Origin of the sequence: Vibrio sp. L85 (genome assembly GCF_963871815.1) — a bacterium.
GTDB lineage: Bacteria > Pseudomonadota > Gammaproteobacteria > Enterobacterales > Vibrionaceae > Vibrio > Vibrio harveyi.
Genome location: NZ_CAWMYL010000246.1, coordinates 23,199 through 43,350, shown reverse-complemented (window position 1 = coordinate 43,350; position 20,152 = coordinate 23,199). Strand labels below are relative to the sequence as shown.

Annotated in this window: 20 protein-coding genes; 10 read left to right on the top strand and 10 right to left on the bottom strand. The window is 44.0% G+C overall.

Annotation, left to right across the window (positions count from 1 at the left end; genetic code table 11):
- Both AACR11_RS27045 and AACR11_RS27040 read left to right on the top strand, forming a co-directional pair.
- On the top strand, nt 1-735 hold the full coding sequence (locus AACR11_RS27045; protein WP_005452446.1) for a nucleoside/nucleotide kinase family protein: 735 nt from the start codon (nt 1-3) through the stop codon (nt 733-735).
- 26 nt (nt 736-761) lie between these two features.
- Nucleotides 762-1,508, top strand: coding sequence for a phosphatase (locus AACR11_RS27040; RefSeq protein WP_029788583.1), 747 nt, complete (start codon nt 762-764; stop codon nt 1,506-1,508).
- 86 nt (nt 1,509-1,594) lie between these two features.
- Here AACR11_RS27040 and AACR11_RS27035 read toward each other — a convergent pair whose 3' ends face one another.
- Together AACR11_RS27035 and AACR11_RS27030 are read right to left on the bottom strand one after the other, a co-directional pair.
- On the bottom strand, nt 1,595-2,326 hold the full coding sequence (locus AACR11_RS27035) for a hypothetical protein (protein ID WP_029788582.1): 732 nt from the start codon (nt 2,324-2,326) through the stop codon (nt 1,595-1,597).
- 88 nt (nt 2,327-2,414) lie between these two features.
- Nucleotides 2,415-2,750 carry a helix-turn-helix domain-containing protein gene (locus AACR11_RS27030; RefSeq protein ID WP_029788581.1) on the bottom strand — a complete coding sequence of 112 codons (336 nt, stop codon included), beginning with the start codon at nt 2,748-2,750 and terminating at the stop codon, nt 2,415-2,417.
- A gap of 140 nt (nt 2,751-2,890) precedes the next feature.
- Here AACR11_RS27030 and AACR11_RS27025 point away from each other — a divergent pair, with 140 nt between their 5' ends.
- The 3 genes from AACR11_RS27025 to AACR11_RS27015 all read left to right on the top strand — a co-directional run bounded on the left by AACR11_RS27025 (nt 2,891) and on the right by AACR11_RS27015 (nt 5,656).
- Entirely contained in the window at nt 2,891-3,202 is a 312-nt protein-coding gene (locus tag AACR11_RS27025; RefSeq protein ID WP_029788580.1) for a hypothetical protein, read from the top strand.
- A 750-nt stretch (nt 3,203-3,952) separates the two neighbouring features.
- Nucleotides 3,953-5,110, top strand: a complete 1,158-nt coding sequence (locus tag AACR11_RS27020; protein ID WP_005452440.1) for an amino acid permease — start codon at nt 3,953-3,955, stop codon at nt 5,108-5,110.
- A gap of 243 nt (nt 5,111-5,353) precedes the next feature.
- Nucleotides 5,354-5,656: a hypothetical protein gene (locus AACR11_RS27015; RefSeq protein WP_079325282.1), complete on the top strand. Its 303-nt coding sequence runs from the start codon at nt 5,354-5,356 to the stop codon at nt 5,654-5,656.
- A gap of 59 nt (nt 5,657-5,715) precedes the next feature.
- Here the strand turns inward: AACR11_RS27015 and AACR11_RS27010 are convergent, their stop codons facing one another.
- From AACR11_RS27010 to AACR11_RS26995, 4 genes are all read right to left on the bottom strand, one after another.
- Nucleotides 5,716-7,587 (bottom strand): methyl-accepting chemotaxis protein, encoded by a 1,872-nt coding sequence (locus AACR11_RS27010; protein WP_009696385.1) that lies wholly within the window; start codon nt 7,585-7,587, stop codon nt 5,716-5,718.
- A 468-nt stretch (nt 7,588-8,055) separates the two neighbouring features.
- Entirely contained in the window at nt 8,056-9,420 is a 1,365-nt protein-coding gene (locus tag AACR11_RS27005; RefSeq protein ID WP_005452434.1) for a YjiH family protein, read from the bottom strand.
- Between the two features lie 409 nt (nt 9,421-9,829).
- A complete protein-coding gene (locus AACR11_RS27000; protein ID WP_005452432.1) occupies nt 9,830-10,501 on the bottom strand; it encodes a YoaK family protein in 672 nt (223 codons plus the stop codon).
- 157 nt (nt 10,502-10,658) lie between these two features.
- Nucleotides 10,659-11,060, bottom strand: coding sequence for a GFA family protein (locus tag AACR11_RS26995; RefSeq protein WP_029788578.1), 402 nt, complete (start codon nt 11,058-11,060; stop codon nt 10,659-10,661).
- A 149-nt stretch (nt 11,061-11,209) separates the two neighbouring features.
- Here AACR11_RS26995 and AACR11_RS26990 point away from each other — a divergent pair, with 149 nt between their 5' ends.
- Both AACR11_RS26990 and AACR11_RS26985 read left to right on the top strand, forming a co-directional pair.
- On the top strand, nt 11,210-11,839 hold the full coding sequence (locus AACR11_RS26990) for a hypothetical protein (protein ID WP_005452429.1): 630 nt from the start codon (nt 11,210-11,212) through the stop codon (nt 11,837-11,839).
- Between the two features lie 123 nt (nt 11,840-11,962).
- Nucleotides 11,963-13,249 carry a peptidoglycan DD-metalloendopeptidase family protein gene (locus AACR11_RS26985; protein ID WP_005452428.1) on the top strand — a complete coding sequence of 429 codons (1,287 nt, stop codon included), beginning with the start codon at nt 11,963-11,965 and terminating at the stop codon, nt 13,247-13,249.
- Nucleotides 13,250-13,283: 34 nt separating this feature from the next.
- Here the strand turns inward: AACR11_RS26985 and AACR11_RS26980 are convergent, their stop codons facing one another.
- Together AACR11_RS26980 and AACR11_RS26975 are read right to left on the bottom strand one after the other, a co-directional pair.
- A complete protein-coding gene (locus AACR11_RS26980; RefSeq protein ID WP_005452427.1) occupies nt 13,284-15,104 on the bottom strand; it encodes a putative bifunctional diguanylate cyclase/phosphodiesterase in 1,821 nt (606 codons plus the stop codon).
- Between the two features lie 257 nt (nt 15,105-15,361).
- The gene (locus tag AACR11_RS26975; protein ID WP_017190772.1) at nt 15,362-16,249 is read right to left on the bottom strand and encodes a LysR family transcriptional regulator; all 888 of its coding nucleotides are present in this window, start codon (nt 16,247-16,249) and stop codon (nt 15,362-15,364) included.
- Nucleotides 16,250-16,360: 111 nt separating this feature from the next.
- On the opposite strand from AACR11_RS26975, the gene AACR11_RS26970 reads away from it, so the two are divergent.
- The 3 genes from AACR11_RS26970 (at nt 16,361) to AACR11_RS26960 (ending at nt 18,288) form a co-directional block, all read left to right on the top strand.
- Complete coding sequence (locus AACR11_RS26970; RefSeq protein WP_079325280.1) at nt 16,361-17,551, top strand: multidrug effflux MFS transporter; 1,191 nt, start codon at nt 16,361-16,363, stop codon at nt 17,549-17,551.
- Between the two features lie 120 nt (nt 17,552-17,671).
- On the top strand, nt 17,672-18,019 hold the full coding sequence (locus AACR11_RS26965; protein ID WP_005452418.1) for a hypothetical protein: 348 nt from the start codon (nt 17,672-17,674) through the stop codon (nt 18,017-18,019).
- 134 nt (nt 18,020-18,153) lie between these two features.
- Nucleotides 18,154-18,288: a hypothetical protein gene (locus AACR11_RS26960; RefSeq protein ID WP_005452414.1), complete on the top strand. Its 135-nt coding sequence runs from the start codon at nt 18,154-18,156 to the stop codon at nt 18,286-18,288.
- Between the two features lie 67 nt (nt 18,289-18,355).
- Here the strand turns inward: AACR11_RS26960 and AACR11_RS26955 are convergent, their stop codons facing one another.
- Entirely contained in the window at nt 18,356-18,970 is a 615-nt protein-coding gene (locus AACR11_RS26955) for a glutaredoxin domain-containing protein (RefSeq protein ID WP_005452412.1), read from the bottom strand.
- Nucleotides 18,971-19,032: 62 nt separating this feature from the next.
- Nucleotides 19,033-19,872: a DMT family transporter gene (locus AACR11_RS26950; RefSeq protein ID WP_029788574.1), complete on the bottom strand. Its 840-nt coding sequence runs from the start codon at nt 19,870-19,872 to the stop codon at nt 19,033-19,035.
- Nucleotides 19,873-20,152: the final 280 nt, after the last annotated feature.

Genomic DNA, 20,152 nt, shown 5'->3' with positions numbered 1-20,152 from the left:
ATGAAAGTGAATTTAAACGTCAGTGGTTTTGAGACCGAAGCTACCTTTCCTGAAGCCGACGTAAAGCGAATCCATCAACCTCTTATCGAAAAGTTTACCCGCCTTTATCACGAGAAGCAGGAGCGTATTGTTGTGTTCTTGTGCGCCCCTCCGGGGAGTGGAAAGTCTACGCTAGCAGCCTTTTGGGAATATTTATCAGAACAAGATGAAAACCAAGAGCCACTTCAGGTTCTGCCTTTTGATGGTTTTCACTACCCGAATGAAATCCTCGACAGCAACACCATTGAGCGTAATGGTGAACGTGTTCCACTGCGCAGCATTAAAGGCTCTTACGAGACGTTCAATCTCACGGAGCTTATCGACAAGCTGAAACAACTGAAAGTGAAAGACAGTAAGTGGCCTTACTACGACCGCAACTTACATGACCCAGTTGATGATGCCATTCAAGTTAATCGCAACATTGTCGTTGTTGAAGGTAACTGGCTGCTGCTTGATGAACCAGTATGGAAAGAACTGCATCGTTTGGCAGATTTTACGGTGTTTATTGATACCCAAGCGGAGTTTCTACAAGATCGTTTGGTCAATCGTAAAATCCGCGGCGGTACAGACCCAGAAGCGGCATTGGAGTTCTATTTACGTTCTGATGCAGTCAACGTTGATAAAGTTCTGAATCATTCGGTTCCTGCTGACTTATCTTTGTTCCTTAATCAAAACGGCTCGTTCGAAATTCGATAGTTCGTCCACAATCTCAGGAGGTTACCATGGATATCGTGATTGATAGCCACACCCATACTATTGCCAGTGGACACGCTTATAGCACAATTTTAGAGAATGCGTTGGCTGCCAAGAATAAGGGGCTAAAACTTCTTTGTACCACCGATCATGCTCCTGAGATGCCAGGCGCCCCTCACTACTGGCATTTCAATAATCAAAGAATTTTGCCCCGCTTTTTGCATGAGGTTGGTATTCTTCGTGGCGTCGAAGCCAACACGCTTAATGTGAAGGGGGAGATCGATTTACCGCCTTCTTCTGATCAACATCTTGATTGGGTGATAGCGAGCTTTCATGAACCCGTGTTTAAGCCCACAACGGAAGTTGAGCATACCGCCGCTCTGATTAATGCAATCAAAAGTGGCAGAGTGGATGTTCTCGGTCACTTAGGTAACCCGAATTACCCATTCGATATGGAGCAGGTTCTGCGTTGTGCAAAAGAGCACAATGTCGCGGTAGAAGTAAACAATACGTCTTTGACAGGTAAAAGCCGTAAGGGCAGTGATAGTCGCTGTGACCGTATTGTGGAGCTAGGTAAAGAAATTGGCGTTTACTTCACCACAGGATCGGATGCTCACTTCAGTGAAGAGATTTCCAAGTTAGAGTTGGCCATTGCTTTGCTGGAAAAACATGGTGTTGAAGAAGAGAAAATACTCACTACATCAACGAGCCGGTTCTTGAACTTCTTACTGCTGAGGGGCAAGGCGAAAATTCCAGAGTTCGAAGCGCTGTATTGAGAAGCGACTGATCCAAATGGTTATCGGCTAAGAGACATAAACCCGCAGCGTGCGGGTTTTGTTTGTTTAGGATGAAACAAAAAGCACTACAACGGTGGCTCTACCACAACAAATTTGCGCTCGGCTCTGAGTGGTGCAAACCAAGTATTTTTATATTTGAAATAACTTTGCCCGTTAACGACGACAGTTTCTTTAGTGTGAGGCAGCGAGTCTACGATTTCACCAAGTTTATAGGGGCTTGGCTCAGGCTTTGGCGCTGGTGGTATTGGACTCACTCTTGCTGTGTTTGAGCTTAATGATGGCGAAACGATCTGCCTTGAAGGCGGAGCATCATTGGTCGTCGATGACGTTATCACACGGTCATCGCGCAATATGGTGTAGTTACCACTTGGTGGATAACGAACGTACACATAGCGGACACCATCACGACGGTAATAGGAATCTTGAACAATGGCATAAGTAATACCAGCGAAGACAGCAAAGATCGCAATGTCTACTAAATCACTGTGATAATAATAGTAACGTCCACGATAAGGTGGATACCAATATCCCGGTCTTACATAGATAAACGACGAATGATAACGAGGTGGTCTCACGACATAATGAGGTCGATGATAGTAGGGTGGTCGGTAGTAAGGCGGACGGTAATGGTGCGGTGGCTTAATGGGACGGTAAGGGCGGTTTACTGGGCGTAAATCGTGTTTGTTACCCGGTTGAGTTATCGGTTTTACTGCTGGTTTCACCTGTGACTGTGCAGAAAGGTTTGTTGACCCAACCAAGCAGAGTAGGGTGGTGGCGATTACCCAGATGCTTCTCATAGTACATTCCCCCATAATTTGGAGTATCGAAGCGCTAATCTTTAAGTTTAGCTCACCATAACTGTGTTTGATTCATGCGTCTAGAGCACTACTTTTGGGATGTCTTAGTTTTTTGCTCTAGCACTAAGAAGATAAGCTTGGTCAGCATAGATTGTGCTTCCGGGGGAAGTAATCTTGCCGCAGACGCAACGTCTTCTGCAGAAATGTAATCAACACCTCTTGCATCCAATGCGATGTCTAAATCGGTCAGGTTTAATGCACGCAAAATTGAACGGTATTGTGAGAGTTTTAAATCAGATTCGCCTCGCTCTATTCGCTGATACGTCTTTTCACTCATTCCGGCAATTTTTGCCATTCGTTCGCGTGACACGCCTTTCATTTTGCGTCGCCTAATCAGAACTTCAATCAACGGGTCTACTTGCATCGCTCCTCCTTAGTGGACAGTTTTGTCCTGAAGCACGCAATAACCGGACCAGTTTAACCACCCCATATTTACCCGAATGGATATAGTGATAAGAATGACGTTCCACAAAAAAATAACGTGAATTCAGTCAGTTTCAGAAAATGGAAAAATATCAGTTTTATAAAACAATTTCTGGCGAAGTTAATATTCGCAAAATGCAACGCATTTTAGATCAACTTCTTGATGAAATTCGCAATCGTAGCCGGGATACAAGATTAGATGTTACTTGGCTAACGCGAGAATCCCAAAAGCGATTGATGAACTATAAAGAGCTGTTTTTACATCGCAGTGATATTGAACAACAGGAGTTGGTTCAATCATATGAACACTTGAGTTTGATGGAACGTTCGGTTGCTGATTTGGGGATTGCTGTGCTGACATACATTATTGATGCGCTAGACAAGGAGATGTAATGCGTTGAAGGTTTGGTTCGTTTAACAAAATACGGACGAGCGAAATCCCACAACGGCGTTTGTGTGAAATAAAAGCACTTGGAATAATTAACGAAAGGATACAAATGCTGGGGAACCAAACCCAGCATTCGGAACACTCATTTACCTATATTTTCGAACCGTAAATCAGTGTTTAGAGGTATGTGAACCGAAACATGTCGGTACGGAGCGAATAATAACGATATTGCTGAATCTAGGCTATGTTCCGGGTTTCTAACACCTTCCAACAAAGTGTACATTTTCATGTACACCTCAAAAATTGAGTGCCATCGCTCACTTTCTATTCTTTATAACGACAAAAGGCTAAATAAACGGCGGTTTTACAACATATCTGTTGCATCAACTGATAGTTGTTAAAATATATGGCTATAAGATGGAGCTTTTGCTTTTCAATCGTCCTATTTATGCCTTACAATCCTTTCGAACCAAATCCATTCAGCAGAGAATGGGATTGACGAAAAAGGATGCGCTGATTTTGCTTCGAACCCAAAGTGAGACGTTCCGTTAATCGAACTCTGCCCGGAAATGATTCCCTACACCCTTTATATGCTCAGACAGGATAGATCCGTCTTGAGTCTAGGCTTTTTGCATCCTGAATTCCGGCTTCGCGCTGAGTTCTGGGGCTGTAAGGTAGGGCGTTTCCGTAGATCGTACTTCGAACCAAAGTACGATAAGTCACAATAAAACGGATTAAATTTAGAGGTATTAACCGTGAACCTAAAACTTGTCGGCAGCTCCCTGATCGTAGCAGGTACTGCTCTTGGCGCTGGTATGCTTGCCATACCAATGGTGCTTGCTCAATTTGGCCTTCTTTGGGGCACTCTCCTTATGCTGTTCATTTGGGCAGGTACAACTTACGCTGCACTTCTTCTATTAGAAGCAAGCTGCAAAGTAGGTGGTGGTGTCAGCATGAATGCAATCGCTCGCGAAACCCTTGGTAAAGGTGGTCAGCTTGTTACTAATGGTCTTTTGTATGCACTACTTGTTTGTCTGCTAATGGCTTACATTATTGGTGCGGGTGACTTGGTACAAAAAGTCACCACGTCAATGGGACTACCACTTTCTACGATTTCTAGCCAAGTTGGCTTTACTGTGCTGGTTGGTCTTATCGTATCAGCGGGTACTGGTGTGGTGGATAAGCTAAACCGTGGCTTGTTCATCGGTATGATTGTCGCGCTCATTCTAACGCTATTCTCTCTTGCGCCAAATGTGTCGTTTGAAGGTCTAAGTGAAGTGGTAAATGCAGACAAAATGGCATTGATCAAACAGAGCTCAGTTCTATTCACCAGCTTCGGCTTTATGGTGGTGATTCCTTCTTTGGTGACCTACAACAAAGAAGCAAGTAAGAATCAACTGCGCAACATGATCATTGTTGGCTCTACGATTCCTCTTGTGTGCTACCTACTTTGGTTGTTTGCAGTCGTGGGTAACCTACCTCCACACGAGCTTATTCAATTCTCTAACGTATCTGAGTTGATCTCTGTGCTTGGTCAACAATACTCGGGTCTAGAATTCATTCTATCGATGTTCACTGGTCTGGCGCTTCTAACGTCTTTCTTGGGTGTAGCAATGGCGTTGTATGACCAAAATGCGGACCTTCTTAAAGCTAGCAAGCCTGTGGTATTTGTGACAACGTTCATCCTACCGCTGCTTGGTGCCGTGTTTGCTCCAGAACACTTTCTCGCAATCCTAAGCTACGCAGGTATTATCCTCGTGTTCTTAGCAGTTTTTGTCCCACTATCAATGACGATGAAAGTACGTCGTGTGCCTGTGGATGATGACAATGTGTACGAAGCAGGTGGCGGTGCGATGGGCATGAGCGTGATCTTCCTATTTGGTTGTTTCCTGTTGTTTGCACAAGCGGTGTAGTATCCACTGATTGATTGACGCTTAAGCGACTCAAATTTTAAAAAGCCGTTTGCCTCGTGGGGTAAACGGCTTTTTTATACCTTTTGGCGAGTGATACATCTGTAACTCTTATCGGATTGGCCTTGGCTTGATAAATCGTGATGATATTTGACCATGGGATGAAATTGTCTCGCTAGCGCCTGACAAGAGCGATTGCCTCTCTTTTTATCATAACGCCCAAGTTATTAAGAAAAAGGGAATTGAGTGTCGAAGCGACTTTCTCTTACCATGATTGGAATGATGCTTTCGTTAGGAGTGTTCAGCGCTGATGTTTCCGCGCATCCAAAGCATCATCATAATAAACACGGTCATCATCACCATAAACATAAACACAAGCATAAAAAGGTCGTCGTGGTGAAACACAAACGACCAAAACATTATTATTATCACTACAAGCGTATTCCACCGCGCAGTACGTATATCCAGATTGGGAACTTTACCTACCTGAAGGTGGATGAGCACTATTACAAGCGTTCAAAAGATCGTTATGTTCATGTGGTGTTGTAATCGATAAAAAAACAGCGAGCACTGTGCTCGCTGTTTTGCATTTGTAAGTAAGAGAAGTGTTACACCGTAAAGCGGTTAAGGATTTCGTCTTGTTTACGAACGTCTTCATTCTGCGCTTGCATTGCATCGTTGGTGCGGTTTGCAGAGTCAGCAACTTGAGTCGATAGATCTTTGATGTTGACCGTGTTGTTGTTGATCTCTTCTGCTACCAAGCTTTGCTCTTCAGCTGCCGAAGCAATCTGCAAGTTCATGTCCGAGATACGTTGAATTGCATCGCGGATGCGTTGTAGAGCGTCATTTGCGTGTCCTGCTTTTTCTACCGCTTCTACTGCGCTACCTTTGCTTTGGTGCATTGCGCTAGCAACAGAAGATGCGCCTGATTGCAATTGCTCAATCATGCTGCGAATTTCGGTCGTAGACTCTTGAGTACGTTGTGCAAGAGTACGTACTTCATCGGCTACCACTGCGAAGCCACGACCAGATTCACCTGCACGCGCCGCTTCGATTGCCGCATTCAGTGCAAGTAGGTTCGTTTGGTCTGCAATATCGTTGATAACTTTAAGAATAGTCTCAATGTTAGCTGTCGCAGACTCTAAACCTTGAACTTCTTCAACCGCTTGATCGATGCTGTCAGAAAGTAGGTTAATCGTTTCTGTCGACTCATTTACGATAGAAGAGCCTTGCATGGTTGCTTCATCCGCTTCTTTCGCTGCACTTGCTGCGCCTTGTGCGTTGTTAGCTACTTCGGTTGCTGTTACTGACATTTCGTGCATAGCTGTTGCAAGTTGTTCTAGCTCTTGAAGTTGAGTCTGAATCGCAGACGCAGAGTCACGTGCACCTTCAGCAGTAATTTGCGTTCCGCTGAGGATCTGATCAGAGATACTCTTCGATTCGATGATCTGGTGCTGCAAGTTCTCCATAAAGGTATTGAAACCTTTTGCTAGTTCTGAGAATTCTTGATCGGTATTGGTGTCCAAACGCTGCGTTAAATCGCCTTTGCCTGATGCGACGGCTTGGATTGCTGTGTTTAGCTCATCAAGAGGGCGCATCAAGGTACGGATGAGGATAGTCAGTGCGATGATAGAGGCAATCACGGCAATCAATGAGTAGATGATTGCACTATTACGCAGCTTACCTACTGCAGAATACGCAATGCTTTCGTCGACAAGCGCGCCTACATACCAATTTTCACCCGCAATGTGCGACAGGCTCGCCATATATTTGTTGCCGTTAATCTCAATGTGTTGAGCGCCAGGTTTGATCTCGACTTGTGGCAAGTAGCTCGATAGCTTCTCACCATTGTATTTCGCTTCTGGGTGAGCAATCGTCGTGCCGTCTGCAGTAACGAGGAAGAGGTAGCCGGCATCAAATAGATTGACTTGGTTTACCAAGTCAGAAAGGGTGGTCAGCTCCATATCGTAGAACATCGCTGCTAGGAATCGACCAGCTTCGCGAACTGGCGTACCGATAGAAATAATGACCTTCTTAGAAGAGACATCAACATAAGGGTCAGTGACGATAAGTTTGCCCTGTGCTTTTGCAGAGACAAACCAAGGGCGAACACGAGGATCATAGTCGGCACCAGCTTCCCAGCCGTCATCGTTTTCGATTAAGGAACCATCGTGGTCGTATGCGTACCCGATTGCCAAGAAGCTTGATTTTGGCATTGGCTTTTCTAGTACATCTTTTACGTAATCGTGATCGCTTGGATTAATTTCCAAGATCTCGGTCATTGATTGAGCAAGATCTTTCTTCGCGTTCATTTCGGACTCTACAGTGTTCCCCACACTGGAGAGAATTTCGTTCACACTCGTATCAATGTTTTCTTCGATCTGCGAACGGATAGTCATAACCTGTTGTGTCGACAGCAATGCCACAGTAACAAGCAGTAAAATAGAAGAGGCAGTTACAACCTTATGTCTGAATTTCATACTTTTCCCTCTCGAGTCTCCCGGCTGGTTTACTCTGCTTTCACCTCTTCTTCCCTGGGTGATTTCGGCAGATGTGAACACAGAATTGTGTTTGTTATTTTGTTTATCGACAGATTTATCAGAAACCTGAAGGCTATTTACGGCTTTTATTGTCGAAACGGGATAAAAAGCCTAGATGAATTTAAAAGTTGTGACTTTGATCTGAATTGTTGGACTTCGTCATTAAACTGTTAAAAACATAAGAATGGTATCACTGAGCCTTATAGAAACAAGTCTTATCTTGGGTGTCTAACTAATTTAAATAGATGAATTTGAAATGATATTTATAAGTTTTGTATCAAAAATGAGACGTAAAGAAAGCGAGGGTAGAACCAAAGAATATGGTAAATATGAGCTAAGAAAACAAACTGATGTTACAAATACAAAAAAGGCCCCGACAGAGCGGAGCCTTTATTAATTGCATCAAATTTAGAAAATAAGATGAGCTACACCTGCAATGACTGGTAGCGTAATCAGCGTGCGTAGAATGAAGATTACGAACAGTTCTACGATGTTCACTGGAATCTTACTACCTAGAAGCAGAGCGCCCACTTCTGACATGTAGATAAGCTGAGTTACTGACATTGCTGCAATTACAAAGCGAGTCATTTCGTTATCGATAGATGCCGCTAGGATTGCTGGGATAAACATATCTGCAAAACCAACAACGATAGTTTGAGACGCTGCTGCTGCCTCAGGGATCTGTAGCAACTCTAGGTAAGGGATAAATGGTTGACCTAGGATCTCAAATACAGACGTGTATTCTGCAATGATTAATGCCACGGTACCAAGGCCCATAACCACAGGAAGTACGCCAAACACCATGTCGATTGCGTTATGTACGCCTTCTTTAAATACCGACTGTACAGAAGTCACTTGACCAGCGCGTTTTAGCGCAAGATCCATACCCCAAGAAAAAGTCGTGTGACCAGCAGGTACTGCGTCCGCATCTTTTTTCGGTTCGCTGCCATCCATGTAACGGTCTTTCTTTAGGCTCAATGGTGGTAGGCGAGGGATGATAATTGCTGCAATAACGCCAGCTAGACAGATTGCGCCGTAGAAAGGCAGGAATAGGTGCTCTAGTTGAACCTGAGCAAGGACAACCAAACTAAAGGTAATCGATACTGCTGAGAAAGTCGTACCTACAACCGCAGCTTCACGTTGAGTGTAGAAGTTGTTTTCGTATTGTTTACTGGTTAGTAGGATACCCACACTACCATCACCCAACCAAGAAGCCATACAGTCGATCGCGCTACGACCTGGCAAGTTGAAGACTGGGCGCATTACTTTACTTAGTAGGGCACCGAACAGTTCTAATAGACCAAAATTAAGTAATAAAGGCAGCAATAGACCTGCGAAAATAAATACCGCGAATAGCGTTGGTAGCAGACCAGTAAGAACAAGACCGCCTGTGTTTTCTTCCCAAATTGCTTTTGGACCCACTTGGAAGAACGTCATCAGCACCGCTGCACCACCAATTAGGCGAACCAACAACCAAAGTGGAGACGGATTAAATAGACCGTTCAAGAAACCGTTACGTAGGATTGCTGCTGGCTTGAAAATTTTGCAAAGAACAGAAGCTAGCGCCATGAAAGCAACAATAGCGGTTACGATAGCAATTAAAGTATCGCCAAGAACTGCAGGAATGACTTTTGCCATTACCGCGACAGGGATTGTCAGACCACCATCGTAAGAGATTGGTGCCATGAAAAGTAGAAGACCGATTAGGGATGGGATGAAGAACATCCAAAAGTTGCCCTTAGGCGCTTCAGCAGCATTAGTGTTGTTATGCATTGTTTGTCTCATGTTACTACCAGTCAATACTCGCCATATTCCATGACATAAATATTCACTAAACATCCGTATTTAATCACAGTGTGCGGAGATTACCCGCAAACTGCATCCATTGCAATACTATTCATTAAATACATCTAGTTATTCAGCCGTTTTTTCGGCTAAAAGTACTAAACCTAGAATCTTGTATATGAATTTGTTGCTCGTGTTAGAAAATTGTAGCACGTAAGCTGCTCAGTGCAGAGTGTTAAGGGGTACAGTGTGACTAGAGCAATAAAAAGCCTAGCAAATGTGATTGGGATCTCAAGCCAATGACAGCGTTTTCTGCCAGTAGATAGGGTTTATAGGCTAACCGAGTGACAAGAGAGATAAGACGGTTTAAGTCGAATGCTTAAACCGTCATTAAAAACTAGACGGTTTGGTTGCGGCTCTGCAAGTAGAGGTAACTCCAGTATGCAATGGCAATTATAAAAGCTAACAGAGCCGGGAAGGCTAATGCGTACAGCTCGTAAACGTTAAATAAACCTGCACCAGCTGTACCGCCTAATAAGAAGCCAAGGAAGATAAAGATAAACAGCTTGGCTTTACGTCGGTCAAACTGACGTCCTCGCAAGCTCTCTCCAATCATAATACCGAGGTCAGTAATAATACCGGTCATGTGAGTGGTTCGGACGACAGCTCCGCTGAATGTTGTGATCATCGCATTTTGTAAGCCACAAGCGGCAGAGGCAAGGTATTGACCATAAACATTACCTTGTACCAGAAAGCCCAAGCTGAGCAACAGCAGGCTACCCTCTATGCAAAGAGCTACACCATAGCGACGACCAAGCTTGAGCGCGCTGCTTTCGATAAAGAATCCACTAAATGCAGAGCCAATCAAAAAGCTAAATACAATAAGGAGCAGGTGAATGGTTGTATCCACACCTGTTAGCAAGCTGTTCCCTAGCTGAGTTACGGTTCCGGAAAGATGCGTTATCGCTTGATGTTGAAAGCCGAGAAGACCCACGGCATTGACGCAGCCTGCGAGAAGAGCAAGCAGAAAAGCGCCATATTCCACCCAACGAGGAAGTCTGGAAATCACAATAAAGCCTCACCAAATGTTAGGAGCAGATTATAGCGCTCGTGGCGCGGAACGAAAGTACTTACGCGATTACTTGGTTGATCATTCTCAATAAAGTCTCAACTATTGTTGAGCAAACTCAAATGTTGAGAGAGTTCAAATTCTGCATAACAAATATTTATCTAACGTGTTCCATGGTGCAATCAAAGCTGACCCATCCCTGTTTTCTTTGCTCATAAATGGAAATAGTGGGTTGTGGAAACTCTTTATTGTTAAACAATCCTATTGGGATCACCACGTAGTCTGGGGCGTCTGAAAGCAGTAAGCGCATTGTTGTACCGCATGCCGGGCAAAATTCGTAATGCACTTGATTTCCTGAATCGGCGATACGAGTATAACTGGTGGTATCGCCATCTAATATTACTTGGTCTTTGTGAAACCGAGCTTGAACACCAAACACACTCCCCGTGCGCTTTTGACATTCGAAACAGTGGCAAATAGAAGTGCGAATGGGCTCCGCCGTGCAACGCAGTTGGACTAAGCCACAGGCACACTCGCATGTGTGGGTGATTTTTGTCATCGTTATTACCTATTGGTTGCCCACCAAACAGTTTAGTTTAATTTTGAAACACTTGAGTCAAAATGAACGGATAGGCAGAGCGGTCTTCGCTCTATAAATGGTATATACTCCGAACATAATTCAGAGAACAAGAACACAAGGAAGTCTTCATGACTCGTAAGAGAATCCTACCTATTCCCCTCATTCTCCTGATCCCAATCGTACTGTTAGCTGTGGTTATTATTGCGGGCATTTACCGGTTTAGCCTTTCTGATGATGAGATCATGGCAAAGTTTCCTCAAGCGCAGGCACAATCTAATTCAATCGTAGCGGAAGTGCTGGGTATTCAGTCACGAAATCCGTGGACTGTTCAAGTTCCAGAGCAGGGTGCGGTGACTTTTCTTGATGAGTGGGATAAAGAGCATGGCTTTTTAAAAGGTCAGTATGATGCCGGTGCAACAAAAGGCGAGGTACTGGTACCTACCGAGTTTATTGCGCAGCGTAACGTAAGTGAGACCCCTTGGATTGTGGCTCCTGTGATCGTGACAACACAAGGTTCTGGGGCGTTTTACTACATCGGTTTATTTAAGTTTGATGCTGTACCAAGCCGTGTTGTATTGCTTAACAGCGTTTTCATTGGTGATCGAATCAAGATGTCTTCATTGAAATGGAACAGCGATACACAAATTTCGCTTTCATATCTTCAACATGGAGAAGATCAAGCGATGGCAGAACAACCAAATCAATTGATTACAACCACTCTTAAACGTGTAGGTAATAACTTACATATGCAACAGTAATGAATTTTTTTGTCTTCTGTAAAAAATAAGTGTTTTCTGCGCTAGATCTCGTAATTTCATAGTGATTTCTTATGCGGGAATGCATAAGCTATGAGCCTTGTTATAAAGGAGATAGTAATTCCCGTGTCTACAAATGAAATTACAACAAGACGGTTGCCGAATCTGACAAGTCGTAAAGCGCTACTGTTGTACTCCTTGCCAGTATTAGTTGCGATTGGTGTTTCTAACTCTCTCAAAGAGTCTTCCCTTACTAAAACCATCGCCCTTAACTTGCCTGAATCGCGAGTTGTAGAAAATATTCTTGAGGCAACAACAGCAGAAGTTGTCTCTCCCCCAAATTTTGAATACCAAATCCAAGCAGGTGACAACCTGAGCTCCATTTTTAGCCAACTGGGCTTCGGCTACAGTTCGTTGATGAAAGTGATGGAGACGGATTTGAACTTCCTTGCTCTTGATACTTTAAAACCCGGCAACACATTGCGTTTTTGGCGTGATGAGTCGACGGGTGAATTGGAAAAGATGGAGCTTCAATTTTCTATCGCCGACAAAGTCGTTTATCGTCGTAATGCTGATGGCAGCTACGATTTCTCGGACATCTCAATCCCAGGTGTTTGGCATCAAGAACCTTTAGTTGGCGTGATTCATGGTAGTTTCTCGTCATCAGCAAATCGTTTGGGCTTGAGCTCAGCGGAAATCAGCCAAGTAGTGAACCTACTAAAAGAGCAGGTTAACTTCGGTAAAGACTTACGCGCAGGTGACCGATTCGAAGTTGTTCGTCGTTCTCAAAGTATTGATGGCGTGCCGACTGGCAAGAACGAAATCGAAGCAATTAAGATCTACAACCGTGGTCGTGAAGTGACTGCTTATCTTCATACCGACGGTCAATTCTATAATGCGAAAGGTGAGAGCCTACAGCGTGCCTTCCAACGTTACCCTGTTAGTCGAGGCTGGCGTATCAGCTCAGGCTTTAACCCGAAACGTCTTCATCCTGTAACGGGTCGAGTTGCACCTCATAACGGTACTGACTGGGCTGTGCCTATCGGTACACCAGTAGAAGCAACGGGGGATGGCACGGTTATCATGACACGTAAACACCCATATGCGGGTAACTACGTAGTGATTGAGCACGGCAGTAAGTACAAGACGCGCTATCTGCACCTAAGTAAGATCCTAGTGAAGAAAGGTCAGAAAGTTTCTCGTGGTCAACGTATTGGCTTATCGGGTAAAACGGGACGTGTAACAGGTCCGCACCTTCACTACGAATTGATCGAATACGGTCGTCCTGTTAATGCAATGCGAGCGAAGATCCCGATGGCAAGCTCTGTGCCTAAAAAGGAAATGGCGAGCTTTATTGCTACTCGAGACGAGATGGACAAACTGCTTAAAGACAAAGAACAAGCCGTTTTATAAATCACAAAAAAGACCAAACATTGTTTGGTCTTTTTTATGCGCTTTTCATCTGCTTTTCGTTGATGATGCCAATTAGCTCGTCAACATTGTGTGGTCTCGAATAAAAATAACCTTGAATATGGTGGCAACCCATTTCAATGAGCTTTTGCAAGGCTCTGTCATCCTCAACCCCCTCAGCAATAAGATCAACCTCAAGCAACTGAGCCAGTTGAGCGATCAACAAAACGACTTGTTCTGACGTCGTATTTGAGAGCATGTTGCGTACAAATGTCGCGTCGATTTTGATGCTATCGATAGGGTAGTTGTGAATGTAGTTTAAGCTTGAGTAGCCTGTGCCGAAATCATCTAATGCGACCTTAAAGCCTAGATAGCGTAACGAATTCAATACCATCTGTTCTCGACCACTTTGTGACAGCAAGACTGTCTCTGTAAGCTCGATAACAAAGTCTGTAGCTTGGTGATGGTATTTTTCTAGAATCCGAGTAAGGAAGTTCATGTAGCGATTAGAATCAATAAGTTCATGAGCTGAACAGTTAATTGAAAGCTTGACGGTGTAACCCAGTTGTCGTTCTAAGTTTTGTTTTGCGCGGCAGGCGAGTTCCACGATGCGCTCGCCTAACTCAATGATTAACCCCGATTGTTCGGCGGCTTCAATAAATTCCACTGGCGAGACGTTGCCATAAACGCTGCTGTTCCAACGCGCGAGGATTTCAAAGTAGTCCCAACGGTCACTGGTGATGTCAACAATTGGCTGGACTACGACATAAAGCTCTTCATTTTCATCAATGCTTAAACGAAGCTGCTCACGCAGTGCTTCAATCAGTTGTGTCTGGCGATGGTAAAGTGCACTTAAGTGGGTGTCGTAATGTTGAATACGGGTATCTCGGCGTTTTTTACAGTCTTTTAGCGCAAGGCTCGCATTCAGTATTAAGTCATCACTATTCAGCATATGCACAGGCGCTCTCGCGATCCCGATACTGACAGTGAAAGAAATACGATTGGATTTGTCTGAATAGCCTGCTTCGATTTTATCGAGGATTTCTTGGCAGACGCTAACAGGATCTTCGTCATAGGTAATAAAAGCAAACTCGTCACCTGCGACTCGAAACGCATTGTTGGGCGAGGTTAAGCTTTGTTGAATCGCATTTGCAGTGAACTTAATGATTTGGTCACCGATGTAGTTACCGTTGATGTCATTGATGGATTTAAAGTTGTCGATATCTAGATACGCAAGACTAAAAGGGCGAGTTGCCTGCTGAGTTAAGGTCTCCAACGTATCAGCTAAACAACTGCGATTGAGCAGCCCTGTTAGATTGTCATGAGAGACTTCGTAACTGAGTTGGTTGAGAAGTTTGTCTGAGCGTTCACTGATCCACTTTTCTCGCAAACTATGGATGATGATGTTTGCATAAAAACGGTGATGGAAGATGATTTCTTCGGCTTCAGCTTCACTGATGGAGTGAGTAAATGTTGACACTAAGATGCCTAACACTTCACCTGTATGTGTTTTTAAAGGAAGTCCGATATACGCTTGAATGCCAGCGTCCTGAAACATTTGGTCTTCAGGAAATAGCTTGTAAACTTCATCTTGATAGAAGATGAGTTCGCCAATGTCTTGTGCGACTTGCTCACAAGGAGTGCCTTCTAATCCGTAACACATGCTGTCTGCGATGGTTCCGCCACTAGAGTTGGAAAGTGTCACCGCACAATGTTGTAGGTGTGCTATCTCAACTACGCAAGTACAGTAGCTTTGAAATTGCTGATGGAGCTCAAGCGTTACTCTGTCGAGTAGTGCGCTACCATTGAGCTTTAGAATTTCATCAAGTAACTGGATACTTTTTTGTTCATGATCCATTGAACATTTCACCCGACGTTGTGTTTACCCATATCGTGTTTGTGTTGGCTTTATTACACGATCTTTTCTCATTTAATCGATATGCATCACGTTAACTATTGTTTACTTCAGGTGATTTTTCAAACTCAAGATACGTTTTATTGGTGATTTTCAACCATAGGGTGAGGTGCTAGGGGAGCTAACTCTCATCAAAGTGGTAGTCGCTTTGGAGAAGGCTAGTTACTCTCTAGTACTTGAAGCACCAGAGAGTCAAAAGTTTAGGCACGTTTCTCTTCTTCTAAGCGCGTTTTTAGATAGTCGAGAAACAGTTGAGTTCGGGTGTGTTGATAGTCCAGCTTTGGGTAGTAGGCATATACAGTCGCTTCATCAGCGGTCACTTCCGGAAGAATGGGTACTAAAGCGCCGGATTTTAGGTCTTCTTTGATCATCACGTTATTAGACAGCAAGATTCCCATGCCTCGTTTAGCACCATGGAAGAGGGCTTCTGGGTTCGTCGTGGCGAAATTTCCCGATAGGCTGACACGTTTTCCACGATTGGTCTTGATTTCTCGTACTGGTTTCTCACCCCAGATTAAAACGTTATGCTGCGACAATTCTTCGATTGTTTTTGGTGTACCGTGTTTCTCTAGATAACTTGGCGCAGCATAAAACTGAGCTTTGTGCTCGAACAATGGGCTGGCTTTAAAGCTGAGGGAATTGAGTTGCTCCAACTCACGGCTGATAAACAAATCTAGGCTAAGTTCTGGTATCTGACCTGGTAGCGTGGTGATCAGCTGAAGTTTAATATCAGGGTATTTTTCAAGAAAATCATCAAGATAATGTACTAAAAACTTAGAGCCTACCGCCAAAGTCGCACCAATTTTAAGTAGTCCTGCTGGTGATTGGTTAACAGAGCGGGTTTCATCTAAAACGGATTGCCAAGAGTCGAGTTGGACTTTGGCTCGTTCATAAAACAAAGCGCCTGCTTCAGTTTGGCTGATCGAGCGAGTGGTTCGCTTTAATAATTGAACACCAATCTTGTCCTCTAACCATTGGATACGTTTACTGATGGCGGAGCTGGTGGTGTTGAGTTTTCTCGCTGCTGCGTTAAAGCTACCTTCCTCGACTACGCGAATATAGCTATTAACGCTCTGAATCCAATCCATCTTATTCCATCCTCAGGGGAAATAATCCCTTTCCATTTTGGTTTATTATCATCTTTGAGTATCAAATATACACTGTCTGTCGTGAAACTGTCATGATGTAAGGAGGGTATATTGCGTAAAACACCATTATTGTTGGCGATGATGATTATCGCGACTGGTCAAGTAGGCGTCAGTATCTATCTTCCCTCTTTGCCTTTGATTGGTCACGATTTGAATCTTCCTCAGCATACGATTCAAAACTTGGTTACGCTGTTTCTTGTCGGATTTGGTGTCTCACAGCTAATTTATGGCCCTTTATCCGACGCAATTGGTCGCCGTCCTGTATTTATCTTGGGACAAAGTGTGTATCTCGTCGGAACCATCATCTGTATTGCCTTTGCGGACCACATTTTTGCACTTGAGACCGGACGTCTACTACAAGGTCTTGGGGCTGGGAGTGCCTCTGTTCTTGGGCGCTCTGTGTTGCGAGATAGCTATGATGGAGCGCAGCTCACAAAGGCGTTGTCATACATCTCGGTGACTGCTTCTGTGATGCCGATTGTTGCGCCTTTGTTTGGTGGATGGATTGCTTATCACATTAGTTGGCATGCGGTTTTTGTCTTCGTTCTTATTTATCTTACGGCGATCTTTACCCTTGGCTTTATTGTGCTGCATGAAACGTTGCCATACCCCAAACGCCGCTTTGAGCCAAAGCGTGTGATGCGCAATTACTTTGAGTTGTTGACCAACAAACAAGTAATAGGCAGCGCAAGCTACAACTGGTTGAGTTACTTATCAGCTTTGGTGACACTGTCGCTCTATCCGTTCTTAATGCAACAAGAGCTTGGTCTCACTGCTGCCGATTACGGTACCTTGATGATTGTGCCTTCGGCAGGTTTATTGATGGGGAGTTTAGTTCTCAACATCATCAATGCTCGATACAAAGAGCAACAGATCCTTTTGATGAGTTTTGTCACTGTTGCCTTTTCAGGAGTGATGCTTCTTATATTGCCGTTTACAGCGACATCTTTGCTCATAGCCTTTACGTGTTTGAGCTTCGCGCAAGGCATGTCTTTCCCTGTTTCGATCAGTTTACTGCTATCGCCTCATAAACAACAGGCAGGTGCGGTATCTGCATTGTCGGGTTCTATTCAGATGTGTTTAGCAGGGCTATTTGGCGGCTATTTGGTAGAAACTTGGGTAACAACTCAACATCAACTCGGCGTCTTTTATATTTCGATTGCTGTGATTTCTTGTTTGGTGCTGGTGGCTGGACAGTTCCGTACCCCTTCTGGTGGTTTAGTCCAACCAGAGCATTCTTAGTTGAATGTGGTTGCAAGGGCATGTTGTCCTCTCTAAAATGCGCAACCAATTATTGTGTCGTTATCTACACTTGGTTAATAGTGGCATATCGACAACACCCGTTCATTGTTAGGTGAAATCATGCAACAAAACGAATTTGAAGCTCTACTGAAAGAAATCGGTCAACAAGAAAACCTACCTCAAGCGCTAGAGCTATTAAAAGCATCTGAGGAAGAAGAAGTCGCTCAGGCTGCTGAATCGCTAACAGGTCAATTCGGTCTTGCTGAAGTAGAAGGTGAAAAACGTATTTACCACATTACGGTTCAAGCAGATGAGTCTGGTGAAGAGAAAGAGTTCGTTGAGCATGTAATGAATGAAGGTGACCACCTGATCAAGTTTGCGGCTTGGTTCTTCGAGACTTTCTTTGAAATTAAACCGAAAGACACCTACAAAGCAGCAGGTAAAACATACCAGCAACCTAAACGTTAATTACGTTTCTTATTCGCTAGGATAAAAATTCTTGTAATTAAATTACAAAATAAATGTGACTTATATCTTGTTTTATGGTTTTTGTGGTGTAAAATTACAACATAAACCAGTTAATTGCTTCTTAGGAGAAGGTCATGGGTTACGAACTTGGTGGTGTTTACTTTGGTCAAATGATGGCTAAAGACGCGATGCACAAAGCGCTTTACGGTAAAGCGAAGAAGAAAAAGCCTTCTATGTTTGCTCGCGTAATGAAAAAACTAGCGAATTAATAAGAAAAGCCCCGATGTCATATCGGGGCTTTTTGCATTTTCGCTCTAGGTATCTCAATCGATATATTTAGGCCGTTTGACTTGGGATCTCGACAACGTTATCTGGCACGCTATCTAATCCTTTCTCAGCCAACCACTTTTCCAGATTATCCGCGCCTCCAATGTACTTACCGTCTAACCATATTTGTGGCACGGTCACTGGTGTTTTTTCACCAATGATGGCTTTCACTTCAGGGATCATACGATATAGGGCTGCGCTGTCTTTCACTACATCGTGATATTTGTAGTCAACGCCAGCTTCATCAAGCAACTTTTTCGCTTTAACACAGTAAGGGCATGTCGCCTTACCGTAAACGATGTTGCCTTTAAGCTGATCTCGCTTGGTCCATTCAGCAATGACAGATTGAACAAGCACGCCTCGGTTTAGCGCTTCCCCTTGGCTGACGACTTTGCCTTCAACGACTAGGATAGGGGCATGCCATGCTCCAAGTTTTAATGGCTCCCACCAATGAGACAACCAATCTTTCACTTCTAGCTCGACTGGCACATCTGCTAATTCATTTTCAAATGTGTCAGCAAGAATATCTTTGGTTAATGTACATTCCCCGCATGGGATATTGACTTTGAATGGTCCCCAACTGCCGGCCCAACGATACAATGTAATTTTGATTGGCTGTGTCATAAGATGCTCCTCATTTCCTTTCCTGAAAATATAGAACTCAAAACCGAGAAATTTCTTTCAAATTACTTTCTTTTTTTCGCTTCCCAATGAGTAATGAAAGCAATGGAGCCGATAATGATTGCAGCACCAAGCCATAGTCGACCTGGTGGCACCCAGTTGAATACTAGCCAGCCTGCAAAGACATTTAAGGGCAGTTTCGCGTGGTCGAATGGTTGTACAAACGATGCATCAGCGACAGCGTAAGCTTTGACTACTGCCCACTGGGCTAGTGCCGTAAGTACGCCTGCGGCGATTAAGGTTCCCCAAATGTTCCAGCCTTCAGGCATTGCAAATGTAGGTGCCGCCAGCAAAATGTTAAAGGGCGTGATCAAGAGCAGTAAGTAAACCACCATGGTTGATGGTGGATCGTTCACCGACAGCTTTTTCACCATTAAAGAATAAGATGCCCAGAAAAAAGCCGCGCCGACAGGCAGTAACGTTGCCCAGGTAAAAGAGTCTGACCAAGGCTCAAGAATGATCATTGCGCCAATAAAGCCAGTAAGCGTCGCGATCCAACGAGCAACACCTACTTTTTCCTTCAGAATTAAACCTGAACCTACCGTTGCAAACAACGGTGAAGTCATAAGCAAAGCGATGCCTTGCCAGATAGGAACCGGATAAGCGAGAGCCCATAACCAAAGCTGGATACCGATAACCGCCAAGAAGATGCGCAATGCATGCCACCCAAAGTGGTTAGTACGTAGAGACTGACGAATTCCTAATGTTCGCAGATACGGCAAGATAGCGAAAAAGGCGATAGCGTATTGGAAGAGTGCAAATGTCGTGGATGACACACCAAAGTGAATACTTGCGATTTGAGCAAAGCTATTAACGATGGCAAAAGCCAAGCCTGCGGTAAGCATCCAAGATGCTCCTTGGACAGGATGATGATTCAATTGGATATTTCCGGTTTTAAACAATAGATAGGATCATACGTTCTAATGTTGGGGTAGCCAATAAAAAAATGCCTCCCAGAGGGAGGCGACATTACCAATTCAAAGGACGTGCCTACCGAAGTAGGTACAAAGAACGAGAAGCACAAACGCTGCCATGCATTTGCTCGTTTTTAATATTGCAGCTAGTGTGCCAACTTTTAACGTGTTGATTTTTAAAGGGTGAGAAGGGCGTGTCTAACGGCTACTA